Raw genomic sequence first — 12089 nt, 5'->3', positions numbered from 1 at the left:
GACAAGAACCTCAGGTCCAGACCTGGGCGGCCACCCGCCGGAAGTTGCCGCCCAGGATGCCGCGCACCGTCTCCTCCGGGTAGCCGCGCCCGATCAGTTCCCGTTCGACGAGCAGCGTCGTCTCCGGCTCGACGAACCGGATCGTGCCCCACCGGGTGTACTCCTCGGGGAACAGCTCGGGGTTGGCCGCCAGGTCCTCCATGATGGTGTCGGCGTCGAAGGAGTAGTCGCTGCCGATGCCGACGTGCTCGGGCCCCACCAGCTCGACGGCGTAGTCGATGTGCGCGACGAACGCCTCCAAAGTGGCGGTGTTGGGGCCCAGGAAGATGCCCACGCCGGGGATGCCGATGACGCCGCCGGTCGCGGCGCACTCGCGGGCCTGCTCGTCGGTGATGTTGCGGGCGTGGTCCCACACCCCGCGCATGGCCGAATGGGAGTAGATCATCGGCCGCTCGGAGACCTCCGACAGGTCCAGCCCGGTACGGGTGCCGCAGTGCGACCCGTCGACCAGCATGCCGACCTCGTTCATCCGCCGCACCAGGTCGCGCCCGTAGGCGGTCAGCCCGGAGTCGACGGCGTCGAGGCAGCCGCCCCCGGCGGCGTTGCCGTTGTTGTAGCTCGGCAGCAGCGACTTGACGCCCAGCCGGTAGAACGTCTCCACCATGTCCAGGTCGCCGGCCAGCGGCGCGGAGTCCTCCAGGTCGAAGGCCACCACGATCCGGTCGCCCGGCACCGCCGCGTCGATCTCCGCGACGGTCGTGGCCAGCTCCAGGTCGGGGTGGGCCTCGACCGCCCGGGTGAAGTGCCCGATGTAGGCGAGCGCGTCCTCCCGGGAGTGCGGGGCGTAGCCGACGTTGACCGACACGTAGGCCCCGCCGGGGCGGCGGTAGCGCAGCAGGTCGCCGACGTCGGCGTCGAGGCTGAGCGGCAGGCAGGTGTGCTGTTCCCAGAAGGCGCGGGCTGAAGTCATGCGCCCCATCCTGCTACCCGCGCTCCCTGGTCAGCGCACCGACGCTGAGCAGGAACGCCCCGCCGTCCGGGCCGGTGCCCGCCTGGACCGACGCCTGCCGGCGGCCGTCGCTCGCGACCGTCCAGAACGACAACGTGGTGCCGCCGCAGGTCTGCACGGCCGGGTCGAGCTTGGCGGTGTTGCCGCGCGCGGTCAGCCGCCAGGCGCAGCCGTCGGCCGTGCGGGCGGTCAGCACGCCCCGGCGGCCGGTGAACGTGACGGTCCCCTGCCGGGGCGTCTGGGTGACCCGGTCGGCGTAGCGGGTGGTGACGATGTTCACCCGGGCCGCCGGGTCGGCCGGGTCGTAGCGCCAGGAGCCCGCGAAGCGCGCCCCCGTCCCGCCGGTCGCGCGGGTGCGGCGGCCGTCGCCGAGGCGGAAGGCGTAGTCGCCGTTCGGCTGGTGGCTGACGGCCTCGATGCTCTCGCGCTGGTGGCGGCCGGCCACGGTCACCGACCATCTCGTGATCGTGTACGCCGACCCGATGACCCGGTTGAAGCAGTTCTGCGTCGGCGGGTCGAGCTCCAGCGAGGCGGGCCGGACGGCGAACGTCCACGTGCAGCCCTGGTCGGTGCGGCCGGTGACGCCGTCGGCGGTGCTGGTGAAGACGATGTCGCCGATCTGCGGGACGTGGATCGGCGGGGTGGCCCTGATGACGGCGACGTTGCGCAGGGTGGCGCGGTCGGGCTGGTCGTAGTTCCAGGCGCCGAGGTAGTCGTGCGGGCGGGGAGCGGGGGTCTGCGCGGGCGTGCCGAGCGCGAGGACCGAGGACAGGGCGAGCGCCAGCGGCGTCGTTGCGGAGATCATGGCCCGAAATCTAGGGACCGGCCCCTCCCCCGTTCATCGGCGTGGCGGGGTGTCCCCGGCTACGCCCCGCGCCGTAGGTCAGCCCGTCAGCACGCGGATCGGCGAGCCCGCCTTCCAGGCGGCGATGTCCTCGACGACCTGCGTGTACATCGACCGGTAGCCGGCCTCGGTGACGTACCCCAGGTGCGGCAGCAGCACCGTGCGGGGCGCGTCGCGCAGGGGGTCGCCGGGCGGGAGGGGTTCGGTGTCGTAGACGTCCAGGCCGGCTCCGGCGAGCGTGCCGGCGGTGAGCGCGGCGGCCAGCGCGGCCTGGTCGACGATCGGGCCGCGGGAGGTGTTGACCAGGATCGCGGTCGGTTTCATGGCGGCCAGCTCGGCCGCGCCGACCAGGCCGGTGGTGCGGTCGCTCAGTTTGAGGTGGACGGTCAGCACGTCGCTGCGCGCGAACAGCTCGTCTTTGGGCACCCACGTCGCGCCCGCCTCGGCGGCCCGCTCAGGGGTGAGGTTCTCGCTCCAGGCGATGACCCGCATGTCGAACGCCTGCCCGATGCGCGCCACCTGGCCGCCCAGGCGGCCCAGCCCGAGCACGCCCAGGGTGGTGCGGGCCAGGTCGGTTCCCACGGTGGTCTGCCAGCGGCCCTCGCGCAGCGCCCGGTCCTCGGTGACGACGTGGCGGCGGCAGGCCAGGATCAGCGCCCAGGTCAGCTCGGCCGTGTTGGAGCTCGTGGCCGACCCGGTCGCGGCCGTGCCGGTGACGGTCACGCCGTGGGCGGCGGCGGCCGCCAGGTCGATCGACGCGTTGGCCATGCCGGTGGTCACCAGCAGCCGCAGGCCGGGCAGCCGCGCGAAGGTCTCGGCGCGGAAGGGGGTGCGCTCGCGCATGGCGACCACGACCCGCGCGTCCGCCAGCGCCGCCGCCAGGTCGTCGAGATCGGCCAGGTGCTCGTGCAGGACGACGATCTCGTCGCCGGTCAGGGTGTCGAAGGGGCCCAGTTCGCGGGCCACCCGCTGATAGTCGTCCAAAATGACGATCTTCATGTGGTCACTGTACGCGCGGCGCACTCGATCATGGACGCGGGCCGTCCCACGATGATCACGCAATGTCACTCAACGGAAGGACACCCGTGAAGAGGATCCTCCTCACCTCCGCGATCGCCGCCGTCATCGCCGGCACCGCCGGCATGGCCCACGCCTCGGTGTACGTCGCCTACGAGGGCCCCGGCTTCTCGGGCCGCAGCGTCGCCCTGAGCGCGTGCGGCATCAACAACATCCCGTTCGGGGGCTCCTACAAGTGGTACGGCACCGGCCAGAGCGGCCGGATGTACAACCAGCCCAACGCCCAGGGCGTGGCCCACTTCACGCTCGACAGCAACCGTAACGCCGAGCAGATCACGCCGGTCGGCTGGAAGAGCGTCTTCATCGTCTGCTGACGTGACGCCGCCCGCCGGGCCGCCTTCAGGGGCGGCCCGGCGGGGCCGGGCCCCCGGGCGCGACCAGGCCGGTCTCGTAGGCGACCACCACCGCCTGGACGCGGTCACGCAGGCCCAGTTTCGACAGGATCCGCGCGACGTGCGTCTTCACCGTCGCCACGCTCAGGCTCAGCCGCGCGGCCAGTTCGGCGTTGCTCAAGCCCGTGGCCAGCAGCCGCAGCACGTCCAGCTCCCGGGACGTCAGCTCCCCCAGGTCGCGATGGAGCGCCGGCCGCGCCGGGTCACGGCGGGCGAACCGCTCCACCAGCCGGCGGGTGATCGTCGGCGCGAGCAGCGCGTCGCCCGACCGCACCAGGCGCACGGCCGCCACCAGGTGCTCGGGGGTGACGTCCTTGAGCAGGAAGCCGCTGGCCCCGGCCGCGAGGGCGGCGTACACGTAGTGGTCGAGGTCGTAGGTCGTCAGGATCAGCACCCGGGTGTCCCCGCCGGCCGCCGTGATCCGCCGGGTGGCCTCCAGACCGTCGGTCCGCGGCATGCGGACGTCCATGAGCACCACGTCGGGCCGGGTGCGGCGGACGGCGGCCACGGCCTCGTCGCCGTCGGCGGCCTCGGCGGCGACCTCGATGCCGTCGGCGGCCAGGATCATCCGGAAACCGGTGCGGACCAGCGCCTGGTCGTCGGCGATGACGGCGCGCAGCGGCCCGGTCACGGCGTGCCCCACGGGACCCGGGCGGCGAGGCGGAACCCGCCGTCTACCGTGCGCCCGGCCTCCAGGGTGCCGCCGTAGACGGCCAGCCGCTCGCGCAACCCCATCAGGCCCCGGCCGCCGGGCGCCCTCGGCCCGCCGCCGCGGGTCCCGCCGGTGTCGGTCACCTCGATCTCCAGCCATTCGGCGTCGCCGCCGATCCGGACGGACGCCGCCGCGCCCGGCGCGTGCTTGAGCGTGTTGGTGAGGGCCTCCTGCACGACGCGGTAGGCGGCCAGGTCGACGCCCGGCGGCAGCGGGCCGGGCGGCGCGACCTCGGTGCGGACCGGCACCCCGGCGGCGCGGACCCCGTCGACCAGGGCGTCGAGCCGGTCGAGGCCGGGCTGGGGTTCGAGCCCGTCGGCGGGCCCGTCGAGGCGGTCGCCGCCGGGCCCGGCGAGCAGGCCCATGACGTGGCGGAGTTCGGCCATGGCGGCCCGGCCGCCCGACTCGATCGCCAGCAGCGCCTCCTTCGACAGTTCCGGCTCCACGTCGACGACCTTGCGGGCCGCCCCGGCCTGGATCACCATCACGCTGACGTTGTGGGTCACCACGTCGTGGAGCTCGGCGGCGATCCGCGAGCGCTCCTCGGCGACGGCCCGGCGGGTGGCCTCCTCCTGGGCCCGCCGCAGTTCGGCCAGCCGGCCGACGAAGCTCGCGGCGACGCCGACGCCCAGCAGCACCACGAACGGCCCCATCCAGCTCGGCGCGGGCGCGACGTCCCGGAACGCGACCCCCGCCAGCACCGCCGCGAGCACGAGGCCGCCCATCGCCAGCACCCGGTTGCGGCCGTGCACGACGGCCCCGTAGGTGGCGACGGCGCAGGTCAGCACCGTGATCCAGGTCGCGGCCGCCTGGGTGGCCAGCGCCGCGGCCAGCACCACCCAGCAGGTCGCGAGCGGAAACCGCCGCCGCACCGCCAGCGGCAGCGCCGTCAGCGCCACCAGCACCAGCGGCGGCGGGGAGCCGGGCGCGGGCCCGCTCCCGTCGGGGACCTCCGGGAGCACGGGAAGCGGCGGCGGCAGGGGATCGGATTCCGGCCGGAGCGACAGGTACTCGGCGGAACCGGTCAGGTCCTTCGCCACGGCCAGCACGACGAACGTCAGGACGAGCGCGACCACGACGTCGGCGGCCACCGCCCAGCGGGACGGCCGCGCCCGCTCGCGGCCGGAGTCGAGCAGGAGCCGCCACCAGGGCGGTCGTTCACCGGTTTCCACCGGGACATCATCACGCGGACCCGGCGCTCCCGCATCGGCCGTAGTGAGGGCGCCGCCCGGCCGCCGGGAGTACATCGCGAGGATGACCCCGCCGCCCCTCGCTCCCGGGAGTGACCCGATCTCGGTGGCGCGGCCGACGCGGGCCCGAGGGGGCGCTGCCTAGGTTCGGTGCCCTGCCCCATCGGACCACCGGTTCAGGAGGAGATGGCGATGACCGCCGTCCTGGAAGCCCACGTGCTCGGTCGTAGATACGGCACTCGCTGGGCGTTGCGCGAGTGCACCGTCGTCGTCCCGGCCGGCCGCGTCGTCGGCCTGGTCGGACCCAACGGCGCCGGCAAGACCACCCTGCTGAAGCTGGCCGCCGGCCAGCTCGCGCCGACCACCGGCGACCTCGCCGTCCTCGGCGAGCGGCCCGGCGCCACCCCCGCGCACCTGGCCCGGGTCGGGTTCGTCGCCCAGGACACCCCCGTGTACGCGGCCCTGACGGTCGCCGACCACCTGCGGCTGGGCGCCCGCCTCAACCCGCGCTGGGACGCCCCGCTCGCCCGCGAACGCGCCGCGCGGCTCGGCCTGCCGCCCGCCCGGCGGGCCGGACGGTTGTCCGGCGGCCAGCGCGCCCAGCTGGCCCTCACCCTGGGCCTGGCCAAGCGGCCCGAACTGCTGATCCTGGACGAGCCGGTCGCCGCGCTCGACCCGCTGGCCCGCCGCGAGTTCCTCGAAGGGCTCGGCGAGGCCGCCGCCGCGCACGGGCTGAGCGTGCTGCTCTCCTCCCACCTGGTCTCCGACCTGGAACGCGTCTGCGACCACGTGATCGTGCTCGCCGGCTCCCGCGTCCGGCTGGCCGGTGACGTGGACCGGCTGCGGGCCTCCGGGCGCGGCCTGGAGGACGTCGTCCTGGCCGCCATGGACGCGGGGGCCGGACGATGATCTGGCTGACCTGGCGGCAGTTCCGCGGCTCGGCCGCCCTGACGGCCGCCGTGCTCGTCGCCTTCGTCGTCGCGCTGGGCGCGACCGGCCCGGGCCTGGCCGCCGAGTACACCGCCGGGATCGCCGCCTGCGTCCCGGACGAGACCTGCCTGGACTTCTTCGACCGGTTCTTCGGCGCGTACGACCTGCTGTTCCTGGCCCTCACCCTCGTCGTGCTGCTCCTGCCGGCGCTGATCGGGCTGTTCTGGGGCGCGCCGCTGGTCGCCCGGGAGCTGGAGGCGGGCACGCATCTGCTGGTGTGGAGCCAGAGCGTCACCCGCCGCCGCTGGCTGGCGGTCAAGCTCGCCGTCGTCGGCCTGGCGGCCGTGGCCGTCGCCGGGGGGTGCGGGCTGGCGGTGACGTGGTGGTCGGGCCCGCTCGACCGGTCGGCCGTGCCCGAGATGGCGCAGATGGCCCCCGTGGTGTTCGGCGCGCGCGGCATCGCGCCGATGGGGTACGCGGCGTTCGCGTTCGTCCTCGGCGTGACCGTGGGCCTGCTGGTCCGCCGCACGCTGCCCGCGATGGCGCTCACCCTGGTGATCTTCGCGGCCGTCCAGGTCGCCGTGCCGCTGCTGGTCCGGCCCCACCTGATGCCGCCCGTCACCGGGACCTTCGAGCTCGGCCGGGAGAACGTCGACGGGATCGGCGCGGAGCGCGGCGGCTCGCTCCACGTCTTCCTGCGCACCTCTGCCGTCCCCGGCCATCCGGGCGCGTGGGTCCTGTCGAGCGAACTGACCGGCCCGGGACGGGCGAGCGCCGAGGGGCTCTCCGGCCCGTCGAGCACGGTCACCCGGTCGATCCCGGTCTCCACCACGTCGGGGCCGTGCGGGCCCGAAGGAGCGGCGGCGCCACCGGGGACGAGCCCGTGCCTGGACGAGGTCAACCGGCTCGGCTACCGCCAGCAGGCCGCCTACCAGCCCCTCGACCGTTTCTGGCCGGTCCAGTGGATCGAGACCGGGATCTACGCGCTGCTCGCCCTCGGCCTGGCGGGCTGCTGCCTGCGGTGGATCAGGAGCCCGCTGTGAGACTCGCCACCGCGGGCGCGGCCCTGCTCCTGGCGGCGGGCTGCTCCGTTCCCGCGCCGCCGCGCGCCGAGGCCGGTTTCCCGGCCTGCTCCCCGCCCTCGGGTTCCCTCACGGTGACGCCCACCACGATCGACGTCGTCGGGCAGGCGTACGGCTGCATCCTCGCCGACTCCCAGGTCGACGGCCGCGAGGTGCTGACCGCCGGGTTCGCCGCCCTCGTGCGGGAGCTCAACCGGGGCGGGCGCGACCTGCCCGAGGCGGCCCTGCCCGCGATGACCGGCGACCGCGCGGCCGACTGGGCCGCCTTCGAGACCCGGCTCCGGGCGATCGGCGACCGGGTCCCCGCCCTGCGCGCGGACCTGGCCGCCGCCACCCTGGAGGGGATGGCGGCCGCCCTCGGCGAGGGCCACGCCCGCTGGGAGCGCCCGCCCGAGATCCCGCCCGACCACCACGACGGCGACGGCTACGGCCTGGGGCTGCGCACGAACGCCGGCGCGGCGCTCCCTCCGCTGTTCGTCACGGCCGTGGACGGCGGCCCGGCGCGGGCGGCGGGGCTGCGTCCCGGCGACGTCGTCGAGAGCGCCGACGGCGAGCTCGACGCCGTCTACCCGGACGCGCGGCCGGTGCGGCTGCGGCTGCTGCGGCCCGGCACCGGCCGCCGCTGGGGCGTGACCCTCACGCCCGCCGTCTACCCGAGAGACCCGGCCGCCCTGCGGGTGGTGCGGTCGGAGCTGCTCGGCGACGTCGCCCACGTGCGGATGACCGGATTCCCGCCCGACGCCGCCGACCGGGCGCTGCGGGCGATCTCCCGGCTGCGCGCCGGACACACCCTGTCCGGGGTGGTGCTGGACCTGCGCGGCAACGGCGGCGGCAGCTCGACGGAGGCGGTCCGGCTGCTCAGCGCGTTCGTCCACGGCGCGGTCACCGCCCACGAGTGCGCCGCTGACGGCGGGTGCGACGGCGTGTGGACCGACGACACCGTTCCCCTGCTCGGCCTGCCCCTGGTGGTGCTGGTCGACCACGGCTGCGCGGGGGCCTGCGAGCACCTCGCCGCCGCGGTCAAGGGGCTGCGCGCCGGCACGCTGGTCGGCACGCGGACCGCCGGGGCGATCTCCGGCCCGGCCCGGCCGTTCCGGCTCGGGAACGGCACCGTGCTGAGCCTGTCGGCCCGGCGTCATCTGGGCCCGGACCGGGAGGTCGTCGACCGGATCGGCGTGCCGCCCGACCACCACGTCCCGGCGACCCCGCACGACGCCGCCGCCGGGCGCGACCGCGCGCTCGAGACGGCCCTGACCCTGCTGCGCCCGTGAACGGACCTCCGATGAGACGACTGCTCGCCGCCGCGCTGCTGACCGGCGTCGCCGCGTGCGCCTGCTCCGCGCCCGAACCGCCCCGCTCGGCCGCCCCCTCGCCCGCGCCCGCCCGCCCGGTCGCCCTCCCCGCCCCCACCGGCGGCCGCCCGGTCGGCAGCGCGGTTCTGCACCTGACCGACGGCTCCCGCCCCGACCCCTGGGACGAGAGCATGCGGGCCAGGCAGCTCAGGGTCACCCTCTGGTACCCGACCGAGCAACGCGACGGGCCGCGCGCGCCGTACATGTCGCCGAAGGAGGCCGAACCGCTGCTGACCGGCTCGGGGATGCCCGCGACCGCCGCCGGGACGCTGAGCGAGACGGGGACCCACTCCGTCAGGGACGCCGCCCCCGCCGGGCGCGGCCTGCCGCTCGTGGTGCTGTCTCCCGGCTTCACCAAACCGATGAGCACCCTCACGTCCCTGGCCGAGGACCTGGCCTCCCGGGGGTACGTCGTGGCCGGGATCGACCACACCCACGAAAGTTACGCCACGACCCTGGCCGACGGGCGGGTGGCCGGGTGCCTGGCCTGCGATTCCTCCGGCGACCCGGGGTTCCGCGCCGGGCTGGTGCGGGGCCGGGCGGCCGACGTGTCCTTCGTCCTCGACCGGCTGACCTCCACGTATGCCCGGCTGATCGACTCCGGGCGCATCGCGATGGCCGGCCAGTCGATCGGCGGGGCCGCCGCCGTGGCGGCCATGGTCGCCGACCGGCGGGTCCGCGCCGGGATCGACCTGGACGGCACCACCTACGCGCGCATCCCGAAGGGCGGCCTGTCGCGGCCGTTCCTGTTCCTGGGCACGCCGCAGCACGTCCCGGGCGGACCGGACCACTCGTGGGACCGCGACTGGAAGGCGCTGACGGGGTGGAAGCGGTGGCTCGTGGTCGCCGGGGCCGAGCACCAGACGTTCACCGACGTCCCGCTGCTGGCCGAGGTCATCGGCCTGGACCCGCTGCCCGGGATGCTGCCCGCGTCCCGGGGCGCGGAGCTCACCCGCGCCTACGTGGCCGCCTTCCTCGACCTGCACCTGAAAGGGCGGCGGCAACCTCTTCTGGACGGGCCGTCGCCGTGCTGTCCGGAGGTGACGTTCCCCGCTCAGTAGGCCACGATCACCTGCTCCTGGCGGCCGAGCCCGTCGATCTCCATCGTCACGACGTCGCCGACCTTCAGGTAGGGGAAACGGCCCGACAGCGCCACGCCCTCGGGGGTGCCGGTGCTGATCACGTCGCCCGGCATGAGGAGCATGTAGTGGCTCAGGTGGTGGATGATCTCGGCGACGGAGAACACCATGTCGGCCGTGCTGGAGTCCTGCCGCACCTCGCCGTTCACCCACGACCGCAGCCGGAGCCCGGTGGGGTCGATCTCCGAGGCGGGCCGCAGCACCGGCCCGAGCGGGTTGAACGTCTCGGCGCACTTGCCCTTCGACCACTGGCCGCCCGACTCCTCCAGCTGGAAGGCGCGCTCCGACAGGTCGTTCGACAGGGCGTATCCGGCGACGTAACCGAGCGCCTCGGAGGGGTCGTTCAGGTAGCGGGGGGTGCCCTTCATGACGACGGCGAGCTCGACCTCCCAGTCGGTCTTGGCCGAGTTCGGCGGCAGGATCACGTCGTCGTCGGGGCCGACCACGCAGCCGGGGTGCTTGAGGAACACGATCGGGTAGGGCGGCGGCGCGGCGCCCGACTCGGCGGCGTGGGCGGCGTAGTTCATGCCGATGCACACCACCGCCGGCGGGCGGGCGATCGGCGGGCCGATGCGCCGCCCGGCGATGTCGATCTCGGGCAGCTCGTCGGCGGCCAGCGCGGCGGCGGCGCGCTCGATGCCGTCATCGGCCAGGAAGGGGCCGTCGATGTCGGCGGTGAGCGGCGTCAGGTCGTAGTCGCGGCCCCCGTGCCGGACGGCGGGGCGCTCGGACCCGGCGGGGCCGTGGCGGAAGAATTCCATGGTGCTGCACCTTACCGACCGTTTTGATCAACGGCGCAGGAGGGCGTTGAGGCGGGCGGCCTGGCGGGTGAGGTGGTCGCGTTCGGGCACGCTGGACGCCTGGCCGGCGGCCTCGGCGTACAGGCGGGCGGCGGCGGCCAGGTCGCCGGCCCGCTCGTGCAGGTAGGCCGAGGCGGCCGTGTGGCGGGGCAGGCCCGGGTCGACCTCGGCCAAAGCGGCCAGGCCCGCGTGCGCGCCGTCGGCCTCGCCGACCGCGACCGCGCAGTTGAGCCGGGCCACCGGGTTGCCGGTCAGGCGCACCAGTTCGTCGTACCACTCGACGATCTGCACCCAGTCGGTCTCGGCGGCCGCCGGGGCGTCGGCGTGCAGCGCGGCGATGGCGGCCTGCGCCTGGAACTCGCCGAGCCGGTCGCGGGCCAGCGCCGCCTGCAGCACCTCGACGCCCTCGGCGATCAGGCGGGTGTCCCACCGGCTCCGGTCCTGCTCGGCCAGCGGGACGAGCCGCCCCTCGGGGGTGGTGCGGGCCGGCCGCCGGGCGTGGTGCAGCAGCATCAGCGCCAGCAGCCCGGCGACCTCCTCGTGCCGGGTCATGGCGGCCAGCTGGCGGGTCAGCCGGATCGCCTCGGCCGCCAGGTCGACGTCGCCGGAGTAGCCCTCGTTGAACACCAGGTAGAGCACCCGCAGCACGGTCGCGACGTCGCCCGGCCGGGTGAACCGCACCCCGGCCACGGTGCGTTTGGCCCGGCTGATGCGCTGCGCCATCGTCGACTCGGGCACCAGGTAGGCCTGCGCGATCTGCCGGGTGGTCAGCCCGCCGACCGCCCGCAACGTCAGCGCCACCGCCGACGCCGGGGTCAGTGACGGGTGGGCGCACAGGAAGTACAGGCGCAGCGTGTCGTCGGCCGACTCGGCCGGGCCGGGCTCCGGTTCGTTGTCGGCGCGCAGCTCCCGGTCGCGCCGGGAGGTCTCGGCGCGGGCGGCGTCGAGGAACTTGCGCCAGGCCACCGTGATCAGCCACCCCTTGGGGTCGCGCACGTCCTGCGGCGCCCGCACCGCCTCGACGAGGGCGTCCTGGACGGCGTCCTCGGCCGCCGCGAAGTCGGCCCCGCGGCGGACCAGCACCCCGATCACCGCGGGCACCAGCTCCCGCAGCAGCGCCTCGTTCAATCCGGCACCCGGTCGAAGACGGCCGCGTGCAGGGTGAGGAACGGCCGCACCTCCAGCCATTCGTGGATCGGCCGGCCGCCCGCGCCGGGAGCGGCCGACAGTTCGGCGGCCAGCTCGTAGGCGCGTTCCGGCGACTCGACGTCGATCACCATCCAGCCCGCGATCAGGTCTTTCGTCTCGGCGAACGGGCCGTCGACGACCGGCGGCCGCCCCTCGCCGTCGTAGCGCACGAAACTCCCCTCCGGGGACAGTCCCTGGCTGTCGACGAACTCGCCGGTGCCCTCCAGCCGGGCGGCGAAGTCGACCATGTACTGGACGTGCGCGGCGACCTCCTCGGGCGTCCACTGGTCCATCGGCACGTCGTTCACGGCGGCCGGCGCGCCCCGGTAGTGCTTCAGCAGCAGGTACTTGGCCATCTCCGGTCCCTCCTTCGG

General features: G+C 75.1%; 13 protein-coding genes. 5 read left to right on the top strand and 8 right to left on the bottom strand.

The annotated features are described in order from the left end of the window. Nucleotides 1-10: 10 nt before the first annotated feature. The 3 genes from AW271_RS05605 to AW271_RS05595 all read right to left on the bottom strand — a co-directional run bounded on the left by AW271_RS05605 (nucleotide 11) and on the right by AW271_RS05595 (nucleotide 2852). Nucleotides 11-970: a dipeptidase gene (locus AW271_RS05605; RefSeq protein ID WP_062332658.1), complete on the bottom strand. Its 960-nt coding sequence runs from the start codon at nucleotides 968-970 to the stop codon at nucleotides 11-13. A 13-nt stretch (nucleotides 971-983) separates the two neighbouring features. Further along, nucleotides 984-1814: a hypothetical protein gene (locus AW271_RS05600; protein ID WP_062332655.1), complete on the bottom strand. Its 831-nt coding sequence runs from the start codon at nucleotides 1812-1814 to the stop codon at nucleotides 984-986. Between the two features lie 78 nt (nucleotides 1815-1892). Then, nucleotides 1893-2852: a D-2-hydroxyacid dehydrogenase family protein gene (locus AW271_RS05595; protein WP_062332652.1), complete on the bottom strand. Its 960-nt coding sequence runs from the start codon at nucleotides 2850-2852 to the stop codon at nucleotides 1893-1895. 86 nt (nucleotides 2853-2938) lie between these two features. On the opposite strand from AW271_RS05595, the gene AW271_RS05590 reads away from it, so the two are divergent. Then, a complete protein-coding gene (locus tag AW271_RS05590) occupies nucleotides 2939-3244 on the top strand; it encodes a MiAMP1 family antimicrobial peptide (protein ID WP_062332650.1) in 306 nt (101 codons plus the stop codon). 25 nt (nucleotides 3245-3269) lie between these two features. Here AW271_RS05590 and AW271_RS05585 read toward each other — a convergent pair whose 3' ends face one another. Then, nucleotides 3270-3953, bottom strand: a complete 684-nt coding sequence (locus AW271_RS05585) for a response regulator (RefSeq protein WP_062333172.1) — start codon at nucleotides 3951-3953, stop codon at nucleotides 3270-3272. Then, the gene (locus AW271_RS05580; RefSeq protein WP_245652937.1) at nucleotides 3950-5206 is read right to left on the bottom strand and encodes a sensor histidine kinase; all 1257 of its coding nucleotides are present in this window, start codon (nucleotides 5204-5206) and stop codon (nucleotides 3950-3952) included. The genes AW271_RS05585 and AW271_RS05580 overlap by 4 nt, the downstream gene beginning before the upstream one ends. A 210-nt stretch (nucleotides 5207-5416) precedes the next feature. On the opposite strand from AW271_RS05580, the gene AW271_RS05575 reads away from it, so the two are divergent. Genes AW271_RS05575 through AW271_RS05560 form a run of 4 tightly spaced genes read left to right on the top strand, consistent with a single transcriptional unit; the run spans nucleotide 5417 to nucleotide 9649 of the window. Next, nucleotides 5417-6133, top strand: coding sequence for an ABC transporter ATP-binding protein (locus tag AW271_RS05575; protein ID WP_062333166.1), 717 nt, complete (start codon nucleotides 5417-5419; stop codon nucleotides 6131-6133). Continuing rightward, nucleotides 6130-7197 carry an ABC-2 membrane transporter-related protein gene (locus tag AW271_RS05570; RefSeq protein ID WP_062332647.1) on the top strand — a complete coding sequence of 356 codons (1068 nt, stop codon included), beginning with the start codon at nucleotides 6130-6132 and terminating at the stop codon, nucleotides 7195-7197. The genes AW271_RS05575 and AW271_RS05570 overlap by 4 nt, the downstream gene beginning before the upstream one ends. After that, the gene (locus AW271_RS05565) at nucleotides 7194-8507 is read left to right on the top strand and encodes a S41 family peptidase (RefSeq protein WP_062332643.1); all 1314 of its coding nucleotides are present in this window, start codon (nucleotides 7194-7196) and stop codon (nucleotides 8505-8507) included. The genes AW271_RS05570 and AW271_RS05565 overlap by 4 nt, the downstream gene beginning before the upstream one ends. Nucleotides 8508-8518: 11 nt before the next feature. Next, complete coding sequence (locus AW271_RS05560) at nucleotides 8519-9649, top strand: alpha/beta hydrolase family protein (RefSeq protein ID WP_083976091.1); 1131 nt, start codon at nucleotides 8519-8521, stop codon at nucleotides 9647-9649. On the opposite strand, the gene AW271_RS05555 is transcribed toward AW271_RS05560, so the two are convergent. From AW271_RS05555 to AW271_RS05545, 3 genes are read right to left on the bottom strand one after another with little or no spacing between them, the layout of a single operon-like run. Beyond that, entirely contained in the window at nucleotides 9643-10488 is an 846-nt protein-coding gene (locus AW271_RS05555) for a fumarylacetoacetate hydrolase family protein (RefSeq protein WP_062332641.1), read from the bottom strand. The two genes, AW271_RS05560 and AW271_RS05555, sit on opposite strands and share 7 nt — an antisense overlap. A 27-nt stretch (nucleotides 10489-10515) precedes the next feature. After that, nucleotides 10516-11655 (bottom strand): RNA polymerase sigma factor, encoded by a 1140-nt coding sequence (locus tag AW271_RS05550; protein ID WP_062332632.1) that lies wholly within the window; start codon nucleotides 11653-11655, stop codon nucleotides 10516-10518. Next, nucleotides 11652-12071 carry a YciI family protein gene (locus AW271_RS05545; protein ID WP_062332629.1) on the bottom strand — a complete coding sequence of 140 codons (420 nt, stop codon included), beginning with the start codon at nucleotides 12069-12071 and terminating at the stop codon, nucleotides 11652-11654. The genes AW271_RS05550 and AW271_RS05545 overlap by 4 nt, the downstream gene beginning before the upstream one ends. Between the last annotated feature and the right edge of the window lie 18 nt (nucleotides 12072-12089).

It is taken from the genome of Herbidospora sakaeratensis, assembly GCF_001570525.1.
Classification (GTDB): Bacteria; Actinomycetota; Actinomycetes; order Streptosporangiales; family Streptosporangiaceae; genus Herbidospora; species Herbidospora sakaeratensis.
Note: the sequence above shows the minus strand (reverse complement) of the source record. Positions and strands in the feature narration are given on the sequence as shown.

Bases quoted from the DNA above. Each gene is read 5' to 3' on its own strand.
- AW271_RS05605 (WP_062332658.1), bottom strand. From the start codon at position 970: ATGACTTCAGCCCGCGCCTTCTGGGAACAGCACACCTGCCTGCCGCTC.
- AW271_RS05600 (WP_062332655.1), bottom strand. From the start codon at position 1,814: ATGATCTCCGCAACGACGCCGCTGGCGCTCGCCCTGTCCTCGGTCCTC.
- AW271_RS05595 (WP_062332652.1), bottom strand. From the start codon at position 2,852: ATGAAGATCGTCATTTTGGACGACTATCAGCGGGTGGCCCGCGAACTG.
- AW271_RS05575 (WP_062333166.1), top strand. From the start codon at position 5,417: ATGACCGCCGTCCTGGAAGCCCACGTGCTCGGTCGTAGATACGGCACT.
- AW271_RS05570 (WP_062332647.1), top strand. From the start codon at position 6,130: ATGATCTGGCTGACCTGGCGGCAGTTCCGCGGCTCGGCCGCCCTGACG.
- AW271_RS05560 (WP_083976091.1), top strand. From the start codon at position 8,519: ATGAGACGACTGCTCGCCGCCGCGCTGCTGACCGGCGTCGCCGCGTGC.
- AW271_RS05555 (WP_062332641.1), bottom strand. From the start codon at position 10,488: ATGGAATTCTTCCGCCACGGCCCCGCCGGGTCCGAGCGCCCCGCCGTC.
- AW271_RS05545 (WP_062332629.1), bottom strand. From the start codon at position 12,071: ATGGCCAAGTACCTGCTGCTGAAGCACTACCGGGGCGCGCCGGCCGCC.